Raw genomic sequence first — 25,012 nt, 5'->3', positions numbered from 1 at the left:
CCGTGTGACCCGCGGCCGGTGAATGCTCCCGAAGCCGGTAGTTGTCGAAACCGGCGTCGGGATCGTCACGGACAGCGGGCATCACGTTCGCCGGCGATGCCCGCTCACAGCCACCCCGAAGCCGCCATATACGCGCCGAGCACGATCAGCCCGACGAAGAAGCAGCGCTTGAACGCCTTCTCGCTCATTACGCGCCGCGCATATTGCCCGCCGGCCATGCCGGCCAGCGCCGGCACGAGCGCGAGCGCCGACACGCCGAGATCGACCGTCTGCAGCGCGCCCGTCACGCGCAGCTGCAGGCCGAGCACGATCGTCGATGCGGTGAACGAGAGCCCGAGCGCCTGGATCAGGTCGTCCTTCGACAGCCGCAGCGCCTGCAGGTACGGCACGGCCGGCACGACGAACACGCCGGTCGCGGCCGTCACGACACCCGTCAGGTAGCCGACCACGGCCGACAGCCATTTTTCATGGCGGCCCGGCGCGGGCAGCCGCGCGGCGGCCAGCCCCCACAGCCCGTAGAGGATCAGCACCACGCCGAGCGCCGCATGCGTCCAGGTGCTGCCGGCCGCGAGCGCGGGCAGCCCGCCCGTCAGCGTGCCGATCGTCAGGCCGGCGAGCAGCGGCCACAGCCGGCGCAGCAACGGCCCGAACGACGGGCCGAGCCACAACTGCCACACGTTGGTGATGAACGACGGCACGAGCAGCAGGCTCGCAGCGGCCGATGGCGGCATCGCGAGCGTCAGCAGCCCCATCGCGATCGTCGGCAACCCGAGCCCGATCATCCCTTTTACCGTGCCGGCGAGCAGGAAAACCACGGCGATGATCGTCAGCGTATGCACTTGCATGAAAGGCGTTCCGTCCGGTTGAGTACGGCGCCGATGGTGAACCCCGAGCGCGCCGCCCGCCATCTGGTTTTGCCTGAGGCTGGCTAGGGCTTGCAGGACGGTGCGGCGGCACGATTATGCCGATGTGCTGTCGCGCCGCGGGCGTGACGAAAAGCGCGCCGCATTCGTCCAGGCAGGCGGGGCCGGACCATGCATCCGGGTTGACGAACCCCGCCCCGGCACACGAATCCGGGCCAAGTGCCGGGCCTGTTCCTCAACAAAAGCCGATCCGAGCCGATCAGTCCCCGTGAGATGCCCCCCGCCCCTGCTCGCTGTCGAGGTGCGCCATCTGTGCGGCCGGATAACGCTCACCGGCAGCCGCCCCGGCGGGAACCGCCGCTTCGATGCGAGCGATGTCATTGACCGTTAGTTGCATATCAGCCGCCTGCAACGCATCCTGAAGCTGCGTGCGCTTGCGCGCACCGATCAGCGGCACGATATCGCCGCCGCGCGACAGCACCCACGCGATCGCGACCTGCGCCGGATTGCTGCCCTTCTCGTCGGCGATGGCGCGCAGCGCGTCGACAAGCGCGAGGTTGTGCGCGAGGTTCTCGCCCTGGAAGCGCGGGCTCGCCGCACGAAAATCGCGCTCGCCCTGCCGCGCCGTGCTCCAGCGTCCGCCCAGCAGTCCGCGCGACAGCACGCCGTAGGCCGTCACGCCGATCCCGAGTTCGCGGCACGCGGGCAGGATCCCTGCTTCGATGCCGCGCGACAGCAGCGAATACTCGATCTGCAGGTCGGCAATCGGCGCAACGGCGGCCGCGCGACGGATCGTGTCGACGCCGGCTTCCGACAGGCCGATATGGCGCACGTACCCGGCCTTCACGAGATCGGCGATCGCGCCGATCGTCTCCTCGATCGGCACCGCCGGATCGACGCGCGCCGGCCGGTAGATGTCGATGTAGTCGGTACCGAGCCGTTTCAGCGAGTACGCGACGAAGTTGCGGATCGCCACCGGCCGCGCGTCGTAGCCGGCAAACGCGCCGGCCGGATCGCGCAGCGCGCCGAATTTCACGCTGATCAGCACCTGGTCGCGTGCCCGGCCGCGCAGCGCATCGCGGATCAGCATCTCGTTGTCGCCCATCCCGTAGAAATCGCCGGTGTCGAGCATCGTGATGCCGTGGTCGAGTGCCGCGTGCAGTGTCGCGATGCTTTCGTCGCGATCGGCCGGCCCGTAGAAATCCGACATCCCCATGCAGCCGAGCGCGAGTGCCGACACCCGCGGGCCGGTACGGCCCAGTTCACGCGTATCCATGTCCGTTTCCTCGAGTGATGAATGAACAGGCCGGATTCTGGGCGCATCGTGGCGCGCGATAAACGCGAAACACTCAACCAAACCATTCGACGCTGATTAACAATGGAGCCTGCCCCATCCGCCAACACACCCGCCACGCATGGACCATCTGCAAGCAATGCGCATCTTCGCGCGCGTCGCCCATCTCGGCAGCTTCACCAAAGCGGCCGAGCAGCTGCAACTGCCGCGCCCGACGGTCAGCAACGCCGTCCAGTATCTGGAAAAGCACCTGAAGGTCCGCCTGCTGCAGCGCACGACGCGGCGCGTCGCGCTGACGGCCGAGGGCGCGACTTATTACGAGCGCTGCATGCGGTTGCTGGCCGATCTCGACGATGCGGAAACGCTGTTCGAGGACGCCGGCACCATGCCGCGCGGTGCGATCCGCGTCGACCTGCCCGAGCGCTTCGCGCTGAACCAGGTGATTCCGGCGCTACCGGGTTTCCATGCGCGCTACCCCGACCTGCGCGTCATGATCGGCACGACCGACCGCTTCGTCGACCTCGTCGCCGACGGCATCGATTGCGCGGTGCGGGTCGGCGCGATGTCCGATACGTCGCTCGTCGCACGGCGCATCGGCGAGCTCGCGCAGATCAACTGCGCGGCGCCCGCGTACCTCGAGCGGCACGGCACGCCGCGCTCGCCGGACGAGCTGCCGGACCACGTCGCGGTCGGCTATTTCTCGAGCCGCACGGGCCGCGAGCTGGACTGGGAATATGCGGATATGGATTCGGGCGAGCTGCACGCGGTCAAGATGCGCAGCGTCGTGTCGGTCAACAGCTCGCAGGCGTATCTCGCGTGCTGTCTTGCGGGCCTCGGGCTGATCCAGGCACCGCGCGAAGGGCTCGGGCCGCTGCTCGCCGACGGCTCGCTGGTCGAGGTGCTGCCGGAATGGAATGCCGAGCCGCTGCCCGTATCGGTGGTGTTTCCGACCGGCCGGCACCTCGCGCCGCGCGTGCGGATCTTCGTCGACTGGCTCGCGGAAACGCTCGGCGCCACGCCACGGGAGGGCTGACGGCAGCCGGCGCCGGCGCACCCGGCCCCGGCGCCGCCCGATCAGAACTTGTGGCGGATCGCGGCGCGCACCGCGAACTGGTTCGACGACGCCGACGGGCCGTCCGTGCCGACCACGTAGCCGCCATCGGCCGCGGTACCCGTCTTGTCGCCGGCCACCTTCTGCCACGCGCCCTGCAGGTACACGTCGGTGCGCTTCGACAGGCTGTAGTCGGCCATCAGGCCAACGGTGTGGTATTTAGGCTTGAACGACCCGGCCGCGGCATCGAACTTGCCGTCCGTGTACACGTACTGCGCGCCGAGATAGAAATCGGGCGTGAGCTGGTACTTGCCGTTGATCTCGAAGTTCTGGAACTTCGTCGCGGTCAGCCCGAGGCCGGCGAACGTCGAGGCCGGCAGGTAGACGGTCGACACCGGGTTCTTCACGTCCGTCTTCGTGTAGACGAAGCCGACCGTGGCCGGGCCGAACGTGTAGTTGACGCCGCCGCCGAAGATCCGAAGGCGGTCGGCGACGAAGTTCGCGTCATCCGCCGAGATCGCGCCCGCGCTGCCGATGCCCGGGTTGTTCGCCTGCAGGTACGCCGCCGCGACCTGCAGCCCGGCCAGCGAGTACTGCGCGCCGAGGCTGTATTGGCGGTTGTTCGAGAAGCCGGTGCTGTTGCTGAAGCTGTACGTGCCGCCGAACGTCAGGCCGTTCCAGTCGGCGCTCGCATACTTGACCGTGTTGTTGACGCGGAACGAGTTGTCCGTGTTGTCGTTGTCGAACGGGTGCGAGAACAGCGTGCCGCCCCAGTTGCCGTTGGCGGTGAGCGGCGCGAGATAGTCGACGACCGAGTCATATTGGCGGCCAAAGGTCAGCGTGCCGAAGCGCGACTCGCTCAGCCCGACGAACGCCTGGCGGCCGAACATGCGGCCGCCCTGGCCGAGCCGTCCGTTGTTCACGTCAAAGCCGTTTTCCAGCGTGAAGATCGCCTTCAGGCCGCCACCGAGATCCTCGCTGCCCCTCAGGCCCCAGCGGCTGCCCTGCGCATAGCCGCTCGCGAGCTGGTAATTCGATTTTCCGACCCCATTGACGTTCACGTTGTTCGTGTAATTGAAGCCTTCGTCGATCACACCGTACAGCGTCACGCTGTTCTGGGCGAAGACCGGCGCGGCGAAAGCGGCCAGCGCGGCGGTAAAAATGACGTGCTTCTTCATGACGGATCTCCGGAGCCGGTGGCCGGGCATGGTCGAGCGCCCGGCGAATGTTTGGTCTGTTGTATGTGTGGCCCGCAGGGCGGACGACGCGGTGTGCGGCCGCGTGAGGTCAAAATGGTGTCACGTCGCAAACCGTCCGTCCATCGGGGTATATGAACCCTGCGCAAACCGTTGCGCTCGTCCAACTGCCCCGTTGCGCAGACTGCCTGACCCGGCTTATCGGCAGCGGCAGGACGGCCGGCCATCCGCGTAAACCCGGTGTGCGCCGCATCGGTGGCACAATGCGCATCCGTTCGTCATTTCTTCACGAAGTCATGCTTCACCCCGATTCATGCGCGGCGCGTGCCGGCCGCGCCCGCAGCCCGCGCCGGGAGGCGGTCCGATGACCGCACCGGCCCGGGCCGGCCGCTACGCCGAGCTCGATTTCTTCCGCGGCCTCGTGCTGCTCGTCATCGTCGTCGACCACATCGGCGGCAGCATCCTGTCGCGCGTGACGCTGCACGCGTACGCGCTGTGCGACGCGGCCGAAGTCTTCGTGTTCCTCGGCGGCTTCGCCACCGCGATCGCGTACAACTCGCTCGCCGAGCGTCACGACGAGGCCGCCGCGCGCCAGCGCTTCATCCGGCGCGCGTTCGAGATCTACCGCGCATTCCTCGTGACGGCCGGCCTGATGCTGCTGATCACCGCCGCGCTGAACGCGTTCGCGATCGACGGCCCGAACATGCCGACCAACGATCTCGACGGTCTGCTCCACAAGCCGCTCGCCGCGCTGCGCGACATCCTGCTGTTCCGCCGCCAGCCGTACCTCGCGTCGGTGCTGCCGATGTACGCGTTCTTCGCGCTGCTCGTCCCGCTCACGCTGCCGCTCGCACGCACGCAGCCGTGGCTGCTGCTCGCGTTCAGCGGGTCGCTCTGGTACGCGGCGCCGCACGTCGCGCGCTTTTTGCCGACCGTCGAAGGCGCGCCGTGGGACTTCAATCCGTTCGCGTGGCAATTCCTGTTCGTGCTCGGCGTGATCGCGCGCTGCCAGCCCGTCTACCAGACGCTCGCGCCGAAGCCGCAGGGCTGGCTGCTGACGGCCGCGGCGCTCGCGATCGTCGCGGCCGGTGCGTACTACCGGCTGCGCATCGAACCGTTCCCGACCGATCCGTCGATCAAGCAGAACCTCGGCGCGCTGCGGCTCGCGAACTTCCTCGCGATCGCGTGGCTCGCGGCCAAGCTCGTGCACCTGGGCTGGATGAAGAAGGTCGCGCACGCGATGCCGTGGATCGGCACGATCGGGCGGCAGGGGCTGCTGTGCTTCGTCGCGGGCACCGGCATCTCGCTCGCGGTCGACTCGCTGCTGTACCAGGCGACCGAAGGCTATCTCGACGTGAAGCTCGGGCTGATTGCCGACGTCGTCGCGATGGGCCTGCTGTATCTCGTCGCCAAACTCTACGGGCCGCTCGTCGCGCGGCTGCCGTTCCGTTCGCGGCGATGACGCGCCGCGCCGTCATGCGCCGCTGCTACGATAGCCGGCGCCTCTCCTGAAACGCTTCGACATGCGCCGACTCGCCCTTCCGTTCGCCCTCGCCCTGATCGCCGGCTCCATCGCCACGGCCCGCGCCACACCGTCCGCGCCGGCGGCATCGCCCGCGCCGCCGCCGGCCGTCCAGACCGCGACCACCCCGTCGGCCGCGCAGGAGCCCCCGGTCAACCCGGGCAGCAGCGTCGTGCTGCGCTCGTTCCGCTCGGCGTCGCTGAAGCGCGACTGGTCGTACACGGTCTACCTGCCGCCCGGCTACAACCCGGAAGGCGCGCGCTACCCGGTGATGTACCTGCTGCACGGCAACGCCGGCAACGCGAACGACTGGGTCACGCAGGGCCGGCTGCAGGCCACCGCCGACACGCTGATCGAGCGCCGCGAGATCCCGCCGGTCGTGATCGTGATGCCGCAGGGCGGCACCGACTGGTACGTCGACCGCAAGGAGAAGATGCAGAGCGCGTTCCTCAACGACCTGCTGCCGGAAGTCGAAGCGCACTTCGCGGTGTCGAACCAGCGTGCGGGCCGCGCGATCGGCGGCGTGTCGATGGGCGGCTTCGGCGCGCTGCGTTTCTCGCTGCTCGAACCCGGGCTGTTCTGCGGCGCGATGCTGCTGAGCCCCGCGATCTACGCGAACGAGCCGCCGCTCAATTCCGCCGCGCGCTACGTCGGCGTGTTCGGCGACCGGCAGTTCGACCCGCGCGTGTGGCACGAGCTCAACTACCCCGCGCTGATGCGCGGCTACTTCGCGCGCAGCTGGCGGATCCCGATGTTCATCGCGGCCGGCGACGACGACCTGACCATCCAGGCCGAATCGAGCGTGCTGTACACGCACCTGCGCCGCGCGCAGAACCCGGCCGAGCTGCGCATCGTCGACGGCGGGCATACGTGGGACGTATGGCGCGGGCTGCTCGGGCAGGGGTTGAAGTACGCGCTCGAATGCGTGAAGTGACGGCGGGCGGGCACGGCCCCGCCCGTGTTCGTCAGGCCGGCCTGCGACCGGCGGGCCGCACGCCGACGGCCGCGCCATCCCGGCGCGCCTGTCGCGCCTGACGCCGGGCCCGAGATAGCGGGCTCAAAGCCACGTGCCGCCCTGCCGTTCGCTCGGCTCCACGGCCAGCGCGTCGAAATCGTGAATCCAGTCCAGGTGATGCAGCACGCTGTCGCGCTCGGCCAGGCGTGCATTGCGCGCCTGCGCGGCCGGCCCGTCGGGCAGGTGCAGCACATCGGCCACGGAGATCGACGCGTACTGCACCTTGCGCGTGCGGCCGCGGCGCAGCCGCTCGTATGCTTCCTGCGCTTCGCGCCAGTTGCCCGGCCCGGCCAGCGCCAGTTGCGCGGCCAGCACCACCGCATCCTCGATCGACTGGTTCGCGCCCTGCCCGTGGTGCGGCACCAGCGCATGCGCGGCGTCGCCGATCAGCGTCACGCGCCCACGGCTCCAGCGCCCGAGCGGCGGCCGGTGGAACAGCCCCCAGCGCTGGCTGATCGGCACGGCGGTGATCATCTGCACCACCGCCGGATGCCAGTCCTTGAACACGCGCAGTTGCTCGCCCTCTTCCGACGGCATCACCCAGTCGCGCGACGGCCACGGTGACGGATGGCGTTCGACCAGCAGGAAATTCTGGTCGCCGTTGTCGCCGATCGGATAGTGCAGCAGGTGCCCGTGCGGCCCGATCCAGTATTGAAGCGTTTCGGGATCGGGCAACAGGCTCAGCCGCGCGGCCGGCACCACGCCGCGAAAACCCGAACACCCCGAATACAGCGCGTCGTCATAGCCGAGCATCCAGCGCCGCGTGATCGAGCGCGCGCCGTCCGCGCCGATCACGAGATCGGCGTCGACGCGCGCGTCGTTGTCGAACGACAGCGTGACGCGATCGGGATGCTGCGCGAGATCGACCAGCCGATGGCCGAGGTGGATGCAATCGAGACCGACCGCCTTCGACAGCACGGCCTGCAGATCCGCGCGATGCACGCCCCAGTACGCGCCGCCGAATTGCCGGCGATAGTCGGGGTCGCCGCGATGATGGCCGATCACTGCGCCGCTGCGGCCGTCGCGATAGACGAGCCCCGGGATGTCCGCACACACCGCATCGAAGGCCGCCCGCAAGCCCATCCGTTCGTAGAAGCGCGTCGCATTGGCCGACAGCGCGACGGCCGCGCCGACTTCGCGCAACACGTCGGTCTGCTCGTAGAGCTGCGCGTCGATGCCGTGCTCGCGCAATGCGAGCGCAAGCGTCAGGCCGCCGATCCCGGCGCCGACGATCGCAATCTTCAGGTTCGTCTGCATGATGAAGGTGTCTCCGATATTCCGATGTGGGGTCTGCGGCTTGCGCAGCGGCCATGTCGATTGCATGGGCCGTATCGGTATTCTCGGGAGCGGACTTTCATCCCGCAATAAAATGACCGGAATCTGCTTCATCACTGAATGCAATGAACCCGGCGAGGCCCAACCCATGGAACTGAGCGATATCGATCTCAACCTGCTGCTGCTTTTCCAGCGGCTGATGCAGGAACGGCGCGTGTCGAGCGTCGCCGAGCAGATGAACATGAGCCAGCCGGGCGTGAGCAACGCGCTCGCGAAGCTGCGCCGCCGGCTCGGCGATCCGCTGTTCGTGCGCGGGCCGGGCGGCGTGGTGCCGACGCCGTTCGCGCTGCGCCTGGCGGAACCGGTGTCGCATGCGCTCGCGACGCTGCATGCCGCGCTCAACCCCGAGACCGGTTTCGACCCGTTGCGCGCCACACGCACGCTGACGATCGGCATGACCGATATCGGCGAAGTCGTGTTCCTGCCCGCGCTGCTCGAACACCTGTCGCAAGCAGCGCCGGGCATCGCGCTCAATACCGTGCGCGACACGAGCATCAACCTCGGCGACGAAATGGCCGACGGCCGCGTCGACCTCGCGATCGGCCTGCTGCCGCAGCTCAAGGGCGGCTTCTATCAGCGCCGGCTGTTCGATCAGCGCTATGTGTGCCTGTTCCGGCGCGGGCATCCGCTCGAGGACGCGCCGCTGACGGTCGACGCGTGGTGCAATGCCGAGCACCTGGTCGTGGTATCGGCCGGCACCGGTCACGGGCAGGTGGACGAATGGCTGAAACGCCGCCGCGTGAAGCGCCAGGTGCGGCTCACGGTGCCGCATTTCATGAGCGTGGGCTACATCCTGCAGCGCACCGACCTGATCGCGACGGTGCCCGAGCATCTCGCGCAGCAGCTCGCCGCACCGTTTTCGCTGGGCTGGCGCGCGTTGCCCGTCACGCTGCCGGGCGCGCCGATTCACATGCTCTGGCATACGCGGGTCAATCAGGACGAGGGAAACCGGTGGCTGCGCGACGTGGTGGTCGATCTGTTCGCGGAGTCAGGCACGCGAGCGCGGAAAGCCGTACCGGGCCGGAAGAAGTAGTCGACGCGATCGCGCAATCGACCGTGCTTTACGATGTCGCTTGAACATGGATGCCGCGCATTTCGACTACATTGCCGAAGTGGCAACGTCATCGTTCATCCGCAGCCTCACCCGTCATTCAACCCGCAGGAAATCAAGCCATGTCTGTCACGAAGAAATTCGCAGCCGTCACGGGCGCCGGATCCGGCATCGGTCGCGCAGCGGCCATCGCGCTCGCCCAGGCCGGTTTCACCGTCGCGCTGCTCGGACGCACCGAGGAATCGTTGCGCGAAACGCAGGACGCGATCCGCACTGCCGGCGGCGACGCACACGTGTTTCCTGCGGACGTCACCGACGAAGCATCGGTCGACCACGCGTTTGCGCAGATCGCGCAGCAGTTCGGCCGGCTCGACGTGCTGTTCAACAACGCCGGCCGCAATGCGCCGCCGGTTTCCCTCGACGCATACGAATTCGACGTGTGGAACAGCGTCGTCGCGACGAACCTGACCGGCGTCTTCCTGTGCGCGCGGGCCGCGTGGCGCGTGATGAAGGCGCAAACGCCGCAGGGCGGCCGGATCATCAACAACGGCTCGATCTCGGCGCATGCGCCGCGCCCCGATACGATCGCGTACACGGCCACCAAGCATGCGGTGACCGGGATCACCAAGTCGCTGGCGCTCGACGGCCGCCGCTACAACATCGCGTGCGGCCAGATCGACATCGGCAACGCCGCGACGCCGCTCACTGAACGGATGACGCAAGGCGTCCCGCAAGCCGACGGCAGCCTCGCGCCCGAGGCACGCATGGACGTCACGCATGTCGCGAACGCGATCGTCCAGATGGCGAACCTGCCGCTGGACACGAACATCCTGAACATGACGATCATGGCGACCGCGATGCCGTTCGTCGGCCGCGGATAAGCGCGCCGCGCGGGAGACATCGCCCGCGCCATGACGGCGAACGATGTCTCCCGGAGCTCGATGCGCGCCGTCGCGCGGCTTACGCCAGTGCCGGCCTGCGCTGCCGCACCGCGCGCTGGTCGATGCCCAGCCGGGCAGCCAGCCAGTCGCAGATGAATTCCTGGCCGAGCGTCGGATTGTCGACCTGGCAGTGCGCGGCGCCCGTTTCGCCCGGATCGAACAGCCTGAGCGTCGCGTCGACGCCATGCGCCTTCGCATAGTCGTAGGTATCGGTCGCCGTCTTCAGCCCGAGCCAGTCTTCCGTGCCCTGCAGCACCAGGTACGGCACCGGAATCCGGTCGATCACGCCCGCGAGGCGGAAATCCCGCGCCTTGTCGACGACCGCCTGCGGCGTCGCGCAGCCGAACACCCATTTCAGGTGGCGCCAGATGAGCCGTTCCGGCGTATCGAGCCAGCTTTCGAACAGCGACGCCATGTCGAACATCACCGAATCCGAGACCACCGCGACGATGCGCTTTTCGAACGACGCCGCGCGCGCCGCGTAGACGCCGCCGACGCTCGCGCCATACAGCGCGATCCGGCCGTGATCGACGTCGCCGCGCGTGAGCAGGTAGTCGACGCACGCGCCGACCGGCACTTCGGTATCCGGGCGGTTGACGATCCCCTGCCGGCGCAGCGTCCCGCCCTGCCCCGGCAGGTCGACCAGCAGCAACGACATGCCGCGCGTGAGCGCGTGCTTCGGCATCTCGTGGAGCAGCTCGTCCTTGTACTCGTCGAGCCCGCCGAATGCGATCACCGTCGGCGAACGCACGTCGCCGCCCGCACACGGGATGAAATACGCGTCGAGGTGCGCGCCGCCTTCGTACGGGACGCGCACGACCTCGCCGGCCGGCGTCAGCCCTTCGAGATACCGATGCGAGCAGCGTTCGACGCTGTCGAAGCTGTCGCGCCGCCGCGCATCGTCATGCGCGAGGTAGAACTCCGACGACCGGTAGTAGTTGGCCGCACGCAGCCAGTTGCTGCTCGCGGTACGCAGGAAGCCGCGCGCGTACGCGTCCAGCGCACGCTGCTCGCTGGCTTTCGCAAGCACCTGCCATTCGCGGTACCAGCTCTCGGTATCGCCGGGCGTCATCCGCGACGCCGCGCGAAAGCACTCGCTGATCAGGCTCGCGCCTTCCTGCGCGCCGCCGAGCGTGCGCGCGAACTGGAAACTCAACTCCGGCTCGCCGGGCCATTGCACCCAGCCTTCCGCGCGATACGCGCCGTTCATCCGGTCGTCTTGCAGACTCATGGTCATTCTCTCCGAAATTACCGATACGTAAATTTCTGGCCGTGGAAGCGCGCGGCTACCGTTGCATTCATCCATCGCCTGCAGGGCAGGCATTTCCCAACGGCCGGGACGAGATGCGTCGTACACCTTCATTAAATTTACATATCCGTAAATACAAGGACCGAAAAAACGAGGCATCCAGAATGCCCCGTTTCTCGTCGTGCCGACGCCCGGGAAGTGTACGCCTCAAGATCCGCCGACGACAAGCGCCATGCAATCCATCGCCCGGGTTCGCACCGATGCGGTATATTTTCGTTACGTATCGGTAAAAACATTCTCCCCGGCGGACGATCATGAGCAAGAAAACCCGCGTCACATCGATTCTTTCGGCGCTGCCGCTCAAACCGCGGCGCCGCGAGCACCTGCAGGTGCCCGCCGACCAGATCGGGCAGCGGCTGCGCGCGCTGCGCCAGTCGCGCGACCTCACGCTGAACGAGGCCAGCCAGCTGACGGGCGTGCCCGCGGCAACGTTCTCGCGCATCGAGACGAACAAGATGTCGCCGACCTTCGGTGTGCTGCACCGGATCATCGAAGGCATGGGCTTCGACTGGCGCGACGTGCTGACCAACCAGCCGCGCCATCGCAACTCGCTGAGCGTGTGCCACGCGGACGACATCGTCACGACGCGCATCGCGAACATCCCGTACGAATACGCGCTGCTGCATCGCGACAGCTCGGCCGGGATGATCACGCTGCGCATGCAGGTCGACGCGCGCACGGTGGACGAAGCCGGCGGACTCGCCGGCCACGAGGGCGACGAGTTCTGCTACGTGCTGTCGGGCGAACTCGAGCTGTACTTCGAACACGGCGAGCCGACGCGGTTGCGCGCCGGTGAAAGCGCGTTGTTCTCGTCGCATCGGCCGCATGCATACGTGGCGCCGTCGCCTGAAGGCGCGACGCTGCTCGTGGTGCTCACGCCGCCGGGTCAGGCGCCGGCGAAGCCGCTGTCGCCGTAGCCCGACGCCGCCCGTCAACGGGTTCTGGTTTTCTTGCTCGTGGACGGCTGCTTGACGATGACGAACTGACGACGATCCTTGCCCCTGATCCAGAGCGGCGCATTGCCGCGCCCGCTCCACTCCTTTCCGCTCGCGGGATCGCGATAGCGCGCCGGCAGCACTTTCACGATGTACGCACCCCGGCTGCCGTTGCGGCCGACCAGGTCGCGATGCTTGATCGCATAGGTATCCATCAACGAGTGGACCGCCGCGATCGCATCGACGCGTTCGCGCGCGCGTGCACGCTCGATTTCCTCGTCCAGTTCGGCCAGCTCGACTACGAGCTGTGCATAGGTCTTGCTCGCGCTCATCTTCTGCATCCTGCCCCGCATCCGCATCTGCATGCGAATCCGCATGATTCGCATGACTAACTGACTGTTTCACGACGCCCGGCGACGACGGCATTCACTCGATCGGCAAACGCCTCGCGTCGGCGCGTCGAAGCACGCGACACGCGGGCAACGACACGCCGCCACGCACCGGCACACAGTGCGCGCCCCCGCGTCGCCCCGATCGTCCGCCCGGGGATCCCCGCTGCTGACGTCTTGCGACACAATCGCGCCCTGCATTTCAAATATCAAGTGATATTTGAAATGCGATCGTAATGGTATCTATCTTAAATATCAACTGATATCCTGCCTGCCATGAACATGGCCCCCCTTCCCCCGCGGCTGAGCCGCGAAGAAAGCCGACAGCAGACCCGCGCCCATTTGCTCGCCGCAGCGAAGCGGCTGTTCGTCGACCGCGGGTTCGGCGGCACGTCGCTCAGGGACATCGCGGCCGAGGCCGGCTATACGCAGGGCGCGTTCTATTCGAATTTCGCGAGCAAGGAGGCATTGTTCGTCGAGCTGATGCGGGAGCGCTCACAAACGCAAGTGGCCGACATCGCCCGGGCACTGAGCGACCCCGCCGCGTCCGGGGAGGACATATTGAATGCGCTGGATGTCTGGTCGCGGACCGTCGATGCCGAGCCCGAGTGGTCGGTGCTGGGCGTCGAGTTCAAGCTTCAGGGGCGGCGCAATCCCGCTTTCGCGATCGCGTCGCAGCCGTTGCTGGACGCTCACCGCGATGGCCTCGCCTATTGCATCGAACAGATTTTCGCGCGGCTGAAGAAAGTGCCGCCCGAATCGCCGGCCGTCCTCGCCATTTCATTCATGGGGCTCTCGCAGGGGCTGTCGCTGCAGCAGTCGATCCTGTCCGAGGTGCCGATCGGGCACATGATCATGGTGTTCCTGCGCAGCCTGCTGGCCACGGCCGAACCGGTGGATCGACCTTCGACGTCTCCCCGTTTGCGCTGACGATGATCTGGCACGAGCGCACGCACGACGATCCGGCATACGGGTGGCTGCGCCGGCAGATTGCGGAGATTGCGCAGGACATGGCGCCGTAGCGCTCGACCGCTCATGGCGTATGGAAATCACCCAACGATGCACGCCACGCGCGCGCAAACGGCGGCGATTTCCGTGCGCCGTCCTGTTGTGCGATCAAGTGCCGACGGCCCGTCACACTCGGTTGACGCTGATCGCCTGCATCGCGCCTGCACGACAAGGAGCACATCGACACACGCGCGACAAGACATCTGCAAGCGTTTGAAAAACCTACCCTGCACTCGACACCAGATGCTCAAACATCCGGATCCGGAATGCGCGCCGACTGGATCACGACCAGCGTGTCCCCTTTCTCGATCCTGCACGGCGGATCTTCATAGAATGAAAAAATCTTCCCGCACCGGTCAAGCCCGACGACGATCGCGCCCGGCACGACGTTCGTCATGCAGCCGACCTCTTGCGGCATCGCTTCGCGCTCCAGCAGCGTCGCGCGGCCGCGCGTCGACAGCATGTCGTTCACGAACGGCACGATGTAGCGGCTATGCACGGCATCCGCGAGCAGCAGCGCGCCGATCTTCGTCGACGACACGATCACGTCGGCGCCCGCCTGCCGCAGTTGCCGCTGGTACAGGTTCTCCTGGATCCGCACGACGATCTTCGTGTCGGGCGCGATGCTGCGCACCGACAGCGTCAGCAGGATCGCGGTCGGATCGTCGGTCACCGAAATGATCACGGCCTTCGCTTCACGCACCTGCGCCTGCTGCAGCAGATCTTCGTGCGCGGGATCGCCGAGCAAGCCCGCCACGCCGAGCGACGTCGCGGCCTCGATCGCCTGCTGCTGCGAATCGATCACGATGAGCGTCGCCGGATCGACACCGCTCTCGAGCAGTTCGCGCACCGCAATCGAGCCCGACAGGCCATAACCGCAGACGACGATGTGATCGGACAATTGCTTTTGCAGGCGTTTCATGCGGAATTCCTCGACGACGCGCTGGATCACGAACTGATACGCCGTGCCCAGGAAAATGAACCAGATGCCGATGCGGATCGGCACGATGAAGAACGCATCGATCAGGCGCGCCCGCGCGGTGACGGGCACGATGTCGCCGTAGCCGACCGTCGCGACGGTAACCATCGTGAAGTACACGAGATCGGCGACGGTCATCGGCGTGCTCTTGGTCGAATCGCGCAAGCCGTCGCGATCGAGATACAGCACGAGGAACGCGAGCGTGCACAGCAGCACGACCGCGCCGATGCGGAACAGCAGCGTGCGCCGCGGCGACGTCGCGGGACGCGTGAACAGCGTGCGCGCACGCGGCGCCTGCCACGGATTGCGGGCGCGACGCAGGCGTGAGCGCAATGAGCGGCGCTGGGCGGAGGGCGAAGCCAACGGGGAATCTCCTGAAGGATGCGGGCTCGATTCTACGATGGGTCGGCCGCAACCGGCCGACGCCATCGCGTCGCTTCATCCGTTACAGCATGCTGCGCGGCCGCACCATCGTCCCGTCGACGAAGCGCTGCGCGCGAAACGCCGACAGGTCGAGCGACGGCGCGCCCGTGTCGATCCATTCGGCAAGCAGCCGCCCGACGATCGGCCCCATCGCGAAACCGTGGCCGCAGAACCCCGTCGCAATCGCGAGCCCGGACGGCGTGCCCGGCGCATCGATCACCGGAATGCCGTCGGGCAGCACGTCGATCAGGCCGGCCCAGGCCTCGACGATCTGCGCGTCCTTCAGCGCGGGGAAGATCGTCTTGAGTTTCGCGAGCGCACGCGGCGCATGCGCGCGATTCGGCTGCGGCTGCGGATCGCGCGGCTCGATCGGCCCGGCCGCACCGTTGATGCGGGCAAGCGTATCGCGCCATGCTGCCCCGTTCAGGTGCAGCCGGAATTTGTCGCGCTGCGACCAGAACTCCGGCCAGAACACGCTCAACCCGCGCAAGTGGCCGAGCGTCAGGTCGACGTCGACCTGCATGTCGTCGGCGAGATTGATCGCACCGTTCTTGCGCTGCCGGATGCCGAGGCCGTGCCCCCAGACCGTCGACGCCGACACCGGCGGCACCACATTGGTGCGCATGCAGGTGCCGCGCACGGCCTGCTGCGGCAGCCGGATGCCGACGCCGTCGAGCAGCCTGAAGCTGGTCGCGCCGGCCGCGCAGATCACGCGCCGCGTGCGGATCGTGCCGCGCTCGGTCACGACACCGGCCACCGCGCCGCCGGCCGTCTCGATCGCGGTCACGCCACAGCCCTCGAAGAAGCGCGCGCCCGCCTCGGCGGCACGCGCGGCGAACGCGGCGGCCACGCGGCGCGGCTCGGCCTGCCCGTCGGTCGCGGTGTACAGCCCGCCGAGCGTGCGTGCCTGCGGCGAAAGGCCGCTGACGCGCTCGTCGATCTGCGCGCGCGTCAGCGTGCGCGTGTCGAGCCCGTGCTCGCGCGCGACGGCGAGCCAAGCGTTGAACGACGCCCAGTCCGTTTCGTTGTCCGCAATATAGAGACAGCCACCCTGCCGCCATTCGAGATCGAAACCGAGCGTTTCCTCTAACTCTTCCCAGATCCGCATGCCGGCCATCATCAGCGGCACCTCGGCAGACTCGCGGCCCTGCTGCCGCACGAAGCCCCACGCACGGGTCGACTGCTGTCCGGCGATGCGCGACTTGTCGAGCACGACCGCCTTCAGGCCGCGCAGGCCCAGGTAATACGCGGCTGCGCAGCCCATGATGCCGGCGCCGGCGATCACCACGTCGGCTTCGGCAGGGAATGGCGTGTCAGCGAGGGTCAGGGCATCGTGCAGCGGATAGGTTGTCGTCATTGTTTCCTGTCAGGCGTTAATGCATCCGGATACGGGCAGCGTTGGTAACGTCGTGACACACCTTTCACACAAACGCACCTTTCACGACGCTGAATAACGACCATTTTGCGGTAAAGTTATCTTTTCCGCGCGTGGCCGGTCGGCTCGCCCCTGGACGTCATGAAGACTGTCCGTCGAGACTGCCGCAAGGCGTCGTTCTGAACGTCACGATCCGTTCCCGTAGCATGACCACTGAAGCAATCACCACGGATTCCCTCGCGGTTGCCGAGCGCGTGCGCGAGCTGATGAGCCGCAACGGCATCGGCAAGCGCCAGCAGACCACCGAGCTGTGCCGCATCCTCGACCTGAGTTTCTCGCAAGGCCATCGCAAACTGCGCGGCAGCAGCCCCTGGACGCTCGCGCAGATCAAGAAAGTCGCCGAAGCGTACGGCGAACCCGCCGCCCAGCTGTTCGGCGCGCAAACGCTCGACCCCGGCATGGTCGGCGCCTATTCGCAGGAGGCCGTACTGTACGCGGGCGTCGCCGAGATTCCGTGCACCGCATGGATCGGCGCGCCGCTCGAAGCCGGTGCACGCCCCGAATTCGTCGCGTATGAACAAAACGGCCGCTGGCGCGTGCTGCGCCACACGGGCGTGCTGTACCAGAACGCGTACGACGTGCACAAGATCGAGATCTATCCGCGCCGCGCCGAGAGCGACAAGCTCGTCGTCGCGGTGATCGACCCCGATCGCGTCAGCGCGACCGAGCTGTGCCGCTATCTCGAACGCCAGGGTTTCGCGACCGCCGCATTCGACGGCCTCGCGCCGTTCGTCGACGCGCTGCAGGGCCAGGCGTTCGACGCGGTCCTGACCGAGTGGCTGTTCGACGACAGCACCGCCGCCACCGCGATCAAGGCCGTGCGCACGTCCGACAACCCGGGCGCGCCGATCTTCGTGCTGACGGGCGACCTGCTCACCGGCCGCGCGAGCGAAGCCGACATCAGCGAAGTGATCCGCGCGTTCGACGTCGTCTGCTACGAAAAACCCGCGCGCATGGCGATCCTCAGCGCCGATCTCGCGAAGCGGCTCGCCCGCGGGTAACGTCCCCCGGCCGCTCTTCCTCCGGACGGCCCACGTCCGCGCGGCACGGCGGTCGTGAACCGGTGCATAGCTCAGTACAATAGCCGCACCCGTTCACGCCCACGCCGGCTTCCGCCGCCCGACGCCATGGCCCGCCTCATCCCCGACGACTGGAAAAGCCTCGCCGCAACCGGCGCAGCCGAACGCGAGCGCGAAACGCTCGCCGCGCTGGAACACGCGCTGCCCGACAGCTACACCGTGTATCACGGCGTGCACTGGACCCGCGCCGACCAGGCGTTCTCGGTGTTCGGCGAGGCCGCGTTCGTCGTCGTGAGCCCGGCCGGCCGCGTGCTGCTGATCGAGCAGAAAGCCGGTTTCCTGCGCGAAACGCCGAAGGGGCTCGTGAAGGTCTATCTGCAGAAGGAACGCAATGTCCCGATCCAGCTCGCGCGCACGCAGGAAACGCTGCATCGGCGCCTGACGGCCGCGCTCGGCGCGGGCGTCTACGGCGTCGAGGCGCTGCTGTACTGCCCCGACTACTCGATCCGCGACACATCGATCGCCGGCGTCGCGGCCGACCGCATCGTCGACGCGTCGCGCAAGGCGCAGCTCGCGCAGGTGATCCTGCAGATCCTGCCCGAGGACGACGATCACTTTCCAAACGCACCGAAACTCCACCATTTCCTCGCGGACGAGCTCGCACTCACGCCCGACACGAGCGCGCTCGTCGGGCAGGCCGGCACGCTCGTCACGCGGCTGTCGGGCGGGCTCGCCGCGTGGGCGCGCCAGCTCGAATTCGCGCCGTTCCGGCTGCGCGTGACCGGCACGGCCGGCTCGGGCAAGACGCAGCTCGCGGTGCAGGCAATGCGCGACGCCGTCGCGGCCGGCAAGCGCGTGCTCTACGTGTGTTTCAACCGGCCGCTCGCCGACTACATCGCGCGCATCGCGCCGCCCGGCGCGAAGATCGCGAACTACCACCAGCTGTGCGACTGGGTCGCGCGCGACAGCGGCTATACGCCCGACTTCCAGGTGCCCGGCGAGTTCGAGCGGCTCGAAGCGCGCTTCGCCGAAGCGCCGATTCCGGAGCGCTGGCGCTTCGACGTGCTGGTGGTCGACGAAGGGCAGGATTTCCATGCGCCGTGGGCGACCGCACTGGCGCGCTTGCTGGCGCCGGAAGGCGCATGGTGGTGGCTGGAAGATCCGCTGCAGAACCTGTACATGCGCGAGCCCGTCGCACTGCCGGGCTGGGTCACGCTGAAGGCGCTCACGAACTACCGCAGCCCGCGCGACCTGCTCGAATTCGTGCGCGACATCGTCGGCCGGGTCGAGCCGCTGGCGGCCGAGCTGCGCTCGGGCAGCCCGTTCGACGGTTCGGATCCGTCGGTGTCGTCGTATGGCGGAGAAGGCGCGTCGGGCGACGGGTTGGCCGAAGCCTGTATCGATGCGACCAAGCGGGCGATCACGCACGCACTGTCGCTCGGCTTCCGCAAGCAGGACATCGCGGTGCTGTCGTATCGCGGCCGCGAAGGCTCGGTGCTCGCGCCGCTCGACCAGCTCGGCCCGCACCGGCTCAAGAGCTTCACCGGCAAGTACGACCTGTTCGGCAACCCGGCGTATCGCGAAGGCGACGTGCTGCTCGATTCGATCTACCGCTTCAAGGGCCAGTCGGCGCCGTGCGTGATCCTCACCGAGGTCGACTTCGACACGCTCGACGCGCGGGCCGCGCGCAAGCTGTTCGTCGGCGCGACGCGTGCGACGATGAAGCTGCTGATCGTCGCGTCGTCACGCGCGGCCGCGCAGCTTGAGGCAGGTTGACGCCGGAGAGCGGCTCGTCCGGCACGGGGACGATCTCCGGATCCCCGACATTACGCGCCGACACAATCGGGCACATTTCGTTTCGCCCCAAACCCTGAACGGGTCGCCTTCTTCGCGATTCCGGCGACACCTGATGGTTTATCCCCGTGCGGCACGTCGTTACGATGCCTGGCCATTCGCTGCGAACGGGATATTCGATGGCCGACGTAAAGAAGGTGCCGTACTACAAGCCGCAGAAAGGGCTGTTTGGATCGGAGTTGAAAGAATATCAGGGCTCCAGAGGGTGCATTCCGCTTGAGACTCAGAAGGGCGTTTCGCTCGACCGACTAGCACCGGGGGAAAAGCCACCGCCCCCTCCTCCCAAGCCAACGGCCAAATCACCGAGTGCTCCCAGGCTGGGCTCTGCTTCCGACCCATTGCCGAAAACCGATCAGGCGATGGTCAAGGAACCACCTGAGCCACCAGAAGCCGAAGTCTGCGAAAACCCGCCGCTCTTCGACCTTCAAGATGTACCGATTGCGATGGACAATCTGGGCTGGAAGGTTTCGGCCAAACTTGCGCGTATCTGGTTCGCGAGCCCTGCGCATACTTACAATGACGACGCAACTTCAATTCAACCATTGAATGATCGAGCCGTCACTCTTGATTGGGCATTGAAATTCGGAAGCGTCAAAAGGAAATACGAAAAACTTCTTAAAAGCGACATTTACCGAGACGCAGCTATCGATCTGGCCAAAACCAAGATTTTCAATCGAATCAAAAAACGGTTTCTGGAGAAAAGAGAACCAAACCTCAGCTTCAACACCAGTCAATCAACAAAGGATCCTCTTCAATTTCATATCGATTGGCAATTTCAGTTTGCCGCAATAAGTGACTGGGATACCCTGGAGAATCTGACGCCGACCGACCTCACGGGTGCGCTGGCAAATTTCAACATCTATGCCGCCATAGGTAACGTTGAGATTTCTGGTGAAAAATACTTCAGATATGAAAAAACGAGCAATATTTATTGCACCGACGCAGTCGGGAAAATTACTCACTTGTACATCTACATAAAAGACAACTACTCGTTCAACGGCGGACAATATTTGGGACACTGGAACAAGCACGGCGTAATTATCGCACCTGGCTCATTGCTTACGGGATCAAGCTCACCAAAACGAGACTCCGACATCGACATCTGGGCCAAGAGCATCAACAAGCCGATTGACACACGAAAAGGTATTTTCGGGAAATTCAAGGAGCCGGACGTCTATTTCCCCATCTACAACGCAGACCACAGCCGCTGGCGAGAAAAGCATCATCGAGGCGGAGATCTCATGATATATTCAAAACCGGCCTACGTGAAGCTGAAGAAGCCAATTGAACTCAAACTTGGTGAGATATGCAGATTAGAGCCATCAGATACATTGGCTTAGCCATTATTATTTACATTGGCATCGGCTTGTTTTTCCACCTCAATCGACCGAACTACGGGCGCTGCGATTTTTATACAAAAGAATTAAATGGTGGAAGCAAAGAATTCCATGGCACCACGTATTTTGCAAAGCTGTGCGGAGCCGACATCAAGAACGGAACCGAGGTAAAATTTCAATTTTTCGATGCCAGCGGAAAATTACTGGCACAGCGATATTTTTCGTATTACACAAACTCGGCATCCGAGCGAGATCTGATCGATGCCATGGATTCAATTATTTACTACGACAATTCGAAGAGTGACGTGATGAGGTCGCTTTCAATTCCGCCAACCAAGTGGGACTGGCTTCGCGCCAGACTGCCCCTCTTTTGAGCACGCATGATCAGGCCCGACCGCATCCCGACCTTCCACGATGCCGAGCTCGTCACGATCGACCATCGGCCGGCCGATCAGGAGTTGCGGCTTCGATTCCGTCGAGTCGACGCCGATCGAAAGGCATTGTTCGTACTCGAGCCGTCATGTGGCGCAGAGGATGCGGTACTGTGCGAGACGATCCGGCTCGACTCGGGTCCTGACGTCTGACAATCCCGCGAGCGGCGTCGTGACAATCAAGGCGCCACTGTCGCGAATGAATTGCAGCGGGGGCGAAAGACAGACGCAGTCGGCAGTTGCACTGGTCTCAATCGCCCCCACCATCGATCAAGCCACCCGGAACGCCCCCACCGCGCGGCGCAGCCCGTCGGCCTGCTCTTCCAGCGACGCGGCAGCCGCCGCGGCCTGCTCGACGAGCGCCGCGTTCTGCTGCGACACCTGGTCCATCTGCGACACTGCGCGGTTCACCTGCTCGATCCCGTCACGCTGCTCGTTCGACGCAGCCGCGATCTCGGTCATGATGCCCGTCACGCGGCCAATCGCCTGCTGGATGTCCTGCATCGTCGCGCCGGCCGTGCCGACGAGCCGCGAGCCGGTCGCGACGCGCTCGACCGATTCGCCGATCAGCGTGCGGATTTCCTTCGCCGCGGAAGCCGAGCGTTGCGCAAGCGTGCGCACCTCGCCCGCGACCACCGCGAAGCCGCGGCCCTGCTCGCCGGCGCGCGCGGCTTCGACCGCCGCATTCAGCGCGAGGATGTTGGTCTGGAACGCGATGCCCTCGATCGTGCCGATGATGTCGGCGACCTTCTGCGAGCTCTGGTCGATCTCGGTCATCGTACCGATCACCTCGCCGACCACCGTCGCGCCGCGCATCGCGATCTCGCTCGCGGTATCCGCGCAGGCCTGCGCCTCCATCGCATTGTCCGCGTTCTGCTTCACGGTCGCGGTGAGCTGTTCCATGCTCGCGGCCGTCTCCTGCAGCGCGGATGCCTGTTCCTCGGTGCGCTGCGACAGGTCGGTGTTGCCGGCCGCGATCTGGTGCGTCGCCGTCGAGATCGCTTCGGAACCCTGGCTGACCTGGCGCACGGTGTCCGCAAGGCTGCGCTGCATGCCGGTCACGCCCTTGACCAGCTCGGCCATCTCGTCGCGCGACGACCAGCGCACCTCCGACGTCAGGTCGCCGTCCGACAGGCGGCGGAAGTGCGACAGCAGGCGGTTCACCGGCTGCGTGATCGCGTAATGCAGGCCGATCGCGCAGCCGAGGCACGCGGCCAGGCCGAATGCGATACCGGCGATCGCGCCCGCGCGCATCCAGCCGTAATAGGTCTGCGCGGTGTCGTAGACATCCTTGCCGCGCGCGACCTGGTACGCATCGAGCGCATCGGTCGCCTGCGTAAGCGCGACCGACAGCGGCGGTGCGACCGACATCAGCAGCCGGTCGGCCTCGTCGCGGCGGCCTTCGCGGACCGCGTCGATCATCGGTTTCAGTGCCTGCCCGATCAGCGCCTGGCGCGCGGCGTCGAGGCGGCTCGCGAGCGGGCCTTCGTCGCCGTCGTGCGGCATCGACGCATAGCCGCGCCACGCGGTGTCGGCCTTCGCGAGATAGTTCTCGGCCTTCTTGACGAGATCGGGCACTTCCGGCGCTTCCGGATGCAGCAGCGCGCGATCGAGCGTCGTGCGCACGATCGTCAGGTTCAGGCTGGCCGCCGACAGCGCGGTCTTCGCAGCCAGTTGCTGCGTATAAGCCTCGTCGAGGGCGCGGTTCGAGCTCTGCATGCCGGCGAGGCCGATCAGCCCCGATACGACGAGCAGTACGGCGACGAGACCGAGCGTGGAGAAGATCCGCGTACGGATCGAGAAACGGGAAAACAGGGCGTTCAGGTTCATGACGGGACGTGAGCGGTGAAAAGTGCCGCGGCAATCGGTCCGCAGCACTCTGTATTACGGTTTGCCTGCAAAAAACTTGAGTCCGGCCCCGCTTTCCGTCTGATCCCGGTCAATTTTTCGGGCCGGCAATCTCCTGTTACGGTTGCAACACATCGAGGCTGGGCAGAAATTGACTAGTCAATTATCCATGGCTATAGTTCGACACAATTCCCTGCCATGGCAGATATATCAATGACAACCGACACCCTCCTCACTCCGCCGGCCGCCGAAACGGCCCGCCGCGACGCGCCGACCGGGCTGATCGTCGCCGCGCTGCTGCTCGTCATGCTGCTGTCCGCCCTCGACCAGACGATCGTGTCGACCGCGCTGCCGACGATCGTCGGCGAGCTCGGCGGGCTCGACCAGTTGTCGTGGGTCGTCACCGCGTACCTGCTCTCCTCCACCGTCGTGCTGCCGCTGTACGGCAAGCTCGGCGACCTGTACGGCCGCAAGATCGTGCTGCAGGCCGCGATCGTGCTGTTTCTCGCGGGCTCCGCGCTGTGCGGCGTCGCGCAGGACATGACGCAGCTGATCGTGCTGCGCGCGCTGCAGGGGCTAGGCGGCGGCGGCCTGATGGTCGTCACGATGGCCGCGATCGGCGATCTGGTGCCGCCCGATCGCCGCGCGCGCTACCAGGGGATGTTCGGCGGCGTGTACGGCCTCGCGACGATCATCGGCCCGCTGCTCGGCGGCTTCCTGGTCGAGCACCTGTCGTGGCGCTGGATCTTCACGATCAATCTGCCGCTCGGCTTTCTCGCGCTCGCGGTGATCGGCGTCGCGTTCCGGCCGCACACCGCGCACGTGAAGCACCGGATCGACTACATGGGCGCCGCGTTCCTCGCCACCGCCCTCACCTGCGTGATCCTGTTCACGAGCGAAGGCGGCTCGCTGCTGCCGTGGACGTCGCCGCAACTGTGGATGACGCTCGTGCTCGGCGTCGTCGCGATCGGAGGCTTCATTTATGAAGAGCGACTCGCGGCCGAACCGATCATGCCGCTCGAGCTGTTCCGCCATCGCACCTTCGTGCTGGTCAGCCTGATCGGCTTCGTGGTCGGCATCGCGTTGTTCGGCTCGGTCACGTTTATCCCGCTCTACCTGCAGGTCGTGAAAGGCTCGACGCCGTCGCAGGCCGGGATGCAGCTGCTGCCGATGATGGGCGGGATGCTCGTGACGTCGATCGTCAGCGGCCGGCTGATCTCGCGGCTCGGCTCGTACCGGATGTTCCCGATCCTGGGCACGCTGACCGGCGGCATCGCGATGGCGCTGCTGTCGACGCTGACGCTCGATACGCCGCTGCACACGATGTATGCGTACATGGCGCTGCTCGGGATCGGGCTCGGCATGGTGATGCCGGTGCTCACGCTCGCCGTGCAGAACACGGTCGAATTTCGGCACATGGGCGTCGCGACGTCGGGCGCGACGCTGTTCCGCTCGATCGGCGGCTCGCTCGGCGTCGCGGCGTTCGGCGCGCTGTTCTCGCACGGGCTGCAGGCGCGGGTGACGGCTGCGCTGCCGGCCGGCACGGAGTTGCCGCCCGCGCTCGGCCCGGCCGCCGTGCACCAACTGCCGGATACCGTGCGCGACGCGTACCTGCATGCGTTCGCCGGCTCGCTGCATGTCGTGTATCTGGCGGCGGCGACGGTCATCGCGATCGCGTTCGTGCTCGCGTGGTTCGTCGAGGATGCGCCGCTGCGCAAGCACAACTGAGCCTCCCGTGGATCGCGACGCGAGCGTCGAGCCGCGTCGCGATCCCCAT

At 66.3% G+C, this 25,012-nt stretch carries 22 protein-coding genes; 13 read left to right on the top strand and 9 right to left on the bottom strand.

Annotated elements, in window-relative coordinates:
• Nucleotides 1-104 precede the first annotated feature (104 nt).
• The gene (locus BDI24065_RS08250; protein ID WP_175030800.1) at nt 105-845 is read right to left on the bottom strand and encodes a sulfite exporter TauE/SafE family protein; all 741 of its coding nucleotides are present in this window, start codon (nt 843-845) and stop codon (nt 105-107) included.
• A 277-nt stretch (nt 846-1,122) separates the two neighbouring features.
• Nucleotides 1,123-2,139, bottom strand: a complete 1,017-nt coding sequence (locus BDI24065_RS08245; RefSeq protein ID WP_175030799.1) for an aldo/keto reductase — start codon at nt 2,137-2,139, stop codon at nt 1,123-1,125.
• Between the two features lie 139 nt (nt 2,140-2,278).
• On the opposite strand from BDI24065_RS08245, the gene BDI24065_RS08240 reads away from it, so the two are divergent.
• Entirely contained in the window at nt 2,279-3,190 is a 912-nt protein-coding gene (locus tag BDI24065_RS08240) for a LysR family transcriptional regulator (protein WP_175030798.1), read from the top strand.
• Between the two features lie 41 nt (nt 3,191-3,231).
• On the opposite strand, the gene BDI24065_RS08235 is transcribed toward BDI24065_RS08240, so the two are convergent.
• Entirely contained in the window at nt 3,232-4,386 is a 1,155-nt protein-coding gene (locus BDI24065_RS08235; protein WP_175030797.1) for a porin, read from the bottom strand.
• A 382-nt stretch (nt 4,387-4,768) separates the two neighbouring features.
• On the opposite strand from BDI24065_RS08235, the gene BDI24065_RS08230 reads away from it, so the two are divergent.
• Entirely contained in the window at nt 4,769-5,866 is a 1,098-nt protein-coding gene (locus BDI24065_RS08230; RefSeq protein ID WP_175030796.1) for an OpgC domain-containing protein, read from the top strand.
• Nucleotides 5,867-5,927: 61 nt separating this feature from the next.
• Nucleotides 5,928-6,860, top strand: a complete 933-nt coding sequence (locus BDI24065_RS08225; RefSeq protein ID WP_175030795.1) for an alpha/beta hydrolase — start codon at nt 5,928-5,930, stop codon at nt 6,858-6,860.
• A gap of 123 nt (nt 6,861-6,983) precedes the next feature.
• Here the strand turns inward: BDI24065_RS08225 and BDI24065_RS08220 are convergent, their stop codons facing one another.
• Entirely contained in the window at nt 6,984-8,198 is a 1,215-nt protein-coding gene (locus BDI24065_RS08220) for an FAD-dependent monooxygenase (protein ID WP_175030879.1), read from the bottom strand.
• 166 nt (nt 8,199-8,364) lie between these two features.
• On the opposite strand from BDI24065_RS08220, the gene BDI24065_RS08215 reads away from it, so the two are divergent.
• Both BDI24065_RS08215 and BDI24065_RS08210 read left to right on the top strand, forming a co-directional pair.
• A complete protein-coding gene (locus tag BDI24065_RS08215) occupies nt 8,365-9,309 on the top strand; it encodes a LysR family transcriptional regulator (protein ID WP_175030794.1) in 945 nt (314 codons plus the stop codon).
• Between the two features lie 140 nt (nt 9,310-9,449).
• Nucleotides 9,450-10,208, top strand: a complete 759-nt coding sequence (locus BDI24065_RS08210) for an SDR family oxidoreductase (RefSeq protein ID WP_175030793.1) — start codon at nt 9,450-9,452, stop codon at nt 10,206-10,208.
• Nucleotides 10,209-10,287: 79 nt separating this feature from the next.
• Here BDI24065_RS08210 and BDI24065_RS08205 read toward each other — a convergent pair whose 3' ends face one another.
• A complete protein-coding gene (locus tag BDI24065_RS08205; protein ID WP_175030792.1) occupies nt 10,288-11,499 on the bottom strand; it encodes an alpha/beta hydrolase family protein in 1,212 nt (403 codons plus the stop codon).
• Between the two features lie 332 nt (nt 11,500-11,831).
• On the opposite strand from BDI24065_RS08205, the gene BDI24065_RS08200 reads away from it, so the two are divergent.
• Nucleotides 11,832-12,494 (top strand): helix-turn-helix domain-containing protein, encoded by a 663-nt coding sequence (locus BDI24065_RS08200; protein WP_175030791.1) that lies wholly within the window; start codon nt 11,832-11,834, stop codon nt 12,492-12,494.
• Between the two features lie 14 nt (nt 12,495-12,508).
• Here the strand turns inward: BDI24065_RS08200 and BDI24065_RS08195 are convergent, their stop codons facing one another.
• Nucleotides 12,509-12,844, bottom strand: coding sequence for an H-NS histone family protein (locus tag BDI24065_RS08195; protein WP_254609707.1), 336 nt, complete (start codon nt 12,842-12,844; stop codon nt 12,509-12,511).
• 333 nt (nt 12,845-13,177) lie between these two features.
• Here BDI24065_RS08195 and BDI24065_RS08190 point away from each other — a divergent pair, with 333 nt between their 5' ends.
• Nucleotides 13,178-13,831, top strand: coding sequence for a TetR/AcrR family transcriptional regulator (locus BDI24065_RS08190; protein WP_175030789.1), 654 nt, complete (start codon nt 13,178-13,180; stop codon nt 13,829-13,831).
• Nucleotides 13,832-14,156: 325 nt separating this feature from the next.
• On the opposite strand, the gene BDI24065_RS08185 is transcribed toward BDI24065_RS08190, so the two are convergent.
• Both BDI24065_RS08185 and BDI24065_RS08180 read right to left on the bottom strand, forming a co-directional pair.
• Nucleotides 14,157-15,251, bottom strand: coding sequence for a potassium channel family protein (locus BDI24065_RS08185; RefSeq protein WP_175030788.1), 1,095 nt, complete (start codon nt 15,249-15,251; stop codon nt 14,157-14,159).
• An 82-nt stretch (nt 15,252-15,333) separates the two neighbouring features.
• Complete coding sequence (locus BDI24065_RS08180; RefSeq protein WP_175030787.1) at nt 15,334-16,668, bottom strand: NAD(P)/FAD-dependent oxidoreductase; 1,335 nt, start codon at nt 16,666-16,668, stop codon at nt 15,334-15,336.
• A gap of 224 nt (nt 16,669-16,892) precedes the next feature.
• Here BDI24065_RS08180 and BDI24065_RS08175 point away from each other — a divergent pair, with 224 nt between their 5' ends.
• The 5 genes from BDI24065_RS08175 (at nt 16,893) to BDI24065_RS08155 (ending at nt 21,540) form a co-directional block, all read left to right on the top strand.
• Nucleotides 16,893-17,747 carry a helix-turn-helix domain-containing protein gene (locus BDI24065_RS08175; RefSeq protein WP_175030786.1) on the top strand — a complete coding sequence of 285 codons (855 nt, stop codon included), beginning with the start codon at nt 16,893-16,895 and terminating at the stop codon, nt 17,745-17,747.
• A 126-nt stretch (nt 17,748-17,873) separates the two neighbouring features.
• Nucleotides 17,874-19,541, top strand: a complete 1,668-nt coding sequence (locus BDI24065_RS08170) for an ATP-binding domain-containing protein (protein WP_175030785.1) — start codon at nt 17,874-17,876, stop codon at nt 19,539-19,541.
• A gap of 197 nt (nt 19,542-19,738) precedes the next feature.
• A complete protein-coding gene (locus BDI24065_RS08165; protein ID WP_175030784.1) occupies nt 19,739-20,959 on the top strand; it encodes a DUF6402 family protein in 1,221 nt (406 codons plus the stop codon).
• The gene (locus BDI24065_RS08160; RefSeq protein ID WP_175030783.1) at nt 20,926-21,330 is read left to right on the top strand and encodes a hypothetical protein; all 405 of its coding nucleotides are present in this window, start codon (nt 20,926-20,928) and stop codon (nt 21,328-21,330) included. The genes BDI24065_RS08165 and BDI24065_RS08160 overlap by 34 nt, the downstream gene beginning before the upstream one ends.
• Before the next feature lie 6 nt (nt 21,331-21,336).
• Nucleotides 21,337-21,540, top strand: a complete 204-nt coding sequence (locus BDI24065_RS08155; RefSeq protein WP_175030782.1) for a hypothetical protein — start codon at nt 21,337-21,339, stop codon at nt 21,538-21,540.
• Between the two features lie 117 nt (nt 21,541-21,657).
• Here the strand turns inward: BDI24065_RS08155 and BDI24065_RS08150 are convergent, their stop codons facing one another.
• Nucleotides 21,658-23,217 carry a methyl-accepting chemotaxis protein gene (locus BDI24065_RS08150; RefSeq protein WP_175030781.1) on the bottom strand — a complete coding sequence of 520 codons (1,560 nt, stop codon included), beginning with the start codon at nt 23,215-23,217 and terminating at the stop codon, nt 21,658-21,660.
• Between the two features lie 231 nt (nt 23,218-23,448).
• Here BDI24065_RS08150 and BDI24065_RS08145 point away from each other — a divergent pair, with 231 nt between their 5' ends.
• Entirely contained in the window at nt 23,449-24,963 is a 1,515-nt protein-coding gene (locus BDI24065_RS08145; protein WP_175030780.1) for an MDR family MFS transporter, read from the top strand.
• Nucleotides 24,964-25,012 lie beyond the last annotated feature (49 nt).

The organism is Burkholderia lata, from assembly GCF_902499025.1.
Taxonomy (GTDB): domain Bacteria; phylum Pseudomonadota; class Gammaproteobacteria; order Burkholderiales; family Burkholderiaceae; genus Burkholderia; species Burkholderia lata_C.
The sequence above is the reverse complement of the archived record's forward strand: the minus strand, read 5'-3'. Positions and strand labels throughout refer to the sequence as shown.